The sequence below is a fragment of the Flavobacterium sp. genome (genome assembly GCF_031363805.1).
Taxonomy (GTDB): Bacteria; Bacteroidota; Bacteroidia; order Flavobacteriales; family Flavobacteriaceae; genus Flavobacterium.
Map to the genome: position 1 here is coordinate 1 of NZ_JANLVD010000167.1, position 1,562 is coordinate 1,562.

The 1,562-nt window shown below is 32.7% G+C and carries 1 protein-coding gene; it reads right to left on the reverse strand.

The window, feature by feature from the left end; genetic code table 11:
* Positions 1-1,562 (reverse strand): TonB-dependent receptor plug domain-containing protein (locus tag RMN92_RS09725; protein ID WP_309609261.1); only part of this gene is annotated, 1,562 nt, incomplete at both ends.

Here is a 1,562-nt window from a genome sequence, read left to right on the forward strand (position 1 = left end):
AGTTTTGATGAACCATCGGCACGTAAAGTACCCGTTAAAATAAGTTTTTTATAAAGTGTAGCATTGATTCTTCCAAAATATGATTGTAATTCACTTTTATTTCTAAAAGAAGTAGCTCTGTATTCTCGTTCTAGTCCACCTTCAATATTATCTATCAAATTTACTTGAGCAGCATCAAAACCTCTAGCAGTAGTTGTTGTTCCGTCTGCATCATATGAATAAAAAGAAAAACCTAGCAAACCATCTAATATGAAGTTATCATTAAATGTTTTGTTATAATTTAAAGTATGTTCAAATGTTTTGGCAAATTTAGTATTATTGAATACTGATGCTTGACCATATTTTTTTTGCTCTGGAGAGGTATTTGGAATTGCAGCTTGTGCCACATTTTGGATTTGGATGGATGGTAACAATTGCGATTTACGAATAGATGTAGAACTTTCAACACCAAATAAGAATTGATAATTTAAATTATTATTAAATTTCAAAGTAGTTTTTATACTAGCTAAAATTTTATTAGTATTTGTAAAATCTTTATAAGAATCTAACAATTGAACAGGATTTATATAAGTATCATTTATTACGTTATACGATCCATTTGGTTTCCTGATAGCATTTGTTGGATTCCAATATAGAGCAGTACCAATTAAATTACCAATAAAACCAGCGTTATTTGAAATTAAAGCAGCATCATCTTTTAGACCTGCATAATTAACTTTTGCATCCACTTTTAAGAATCCACCTAAAAAATCGTTAGAATTGTTTAAAGCCAATGTATATTTGTCTAATCCAGTATTTTTAACAATTCCATCAGTTGTAGAAGATCCAAATGATAGTCTAGTATTTGAATTTTCTGAAGATTTAGAAAATGAGACATCGTTATTGATCGTAATACCACTGCGTAAAACAGCATCTTTCCAGTCATAACTTCTTGAGCCATTATCTACCCCGCCATTTTTAACAAAAGCGTTTCCGTCCATAATTTCTAAATCACTTGAGAACTCGCTAAAAGCAACTGATGATGTATTATTAAATTGAGGTTCAGACGATTTTCCCTTTTTAGTTGTAATGACTATTACTCCGTTTGCACCACGTGAACCGTAAATAGCGGTCGAAGAAGCATCCTTAAGAATGGTCATGGTTTCGATATCGTTTTGATTGACAAAGTTTAATGGATTTCTAGCAGTTGAAGTTCCTAATAAATTATCGCCACCAGAAGATATGTCGCCACCATCTAATGGAACACCATCAACAACTATTAAAGGCTCATTTCCTGAACGTATAGATGAATTTCCACGAATTCTAATTGAAGCTGCCGCCCCAGGTTCTCCGCTTGAAGATATTACTTGAACTCCTGAAACTTTACCTCTTAACAAATCTGCTGGTGAAGTAGCAGAAATATTATCAAAATCTTTAGTTCCAATTTGATCAACTGCTCCAGTTGCATCTTTCTTTTTTACAGTTCCATAACCAATTACTACAACTTCCGATAGTTTGCTCGCTTCGTCTACCAATACTACATTGATGGTCGACTTCCCCGAAACATTTACTTCTTGAGTTTT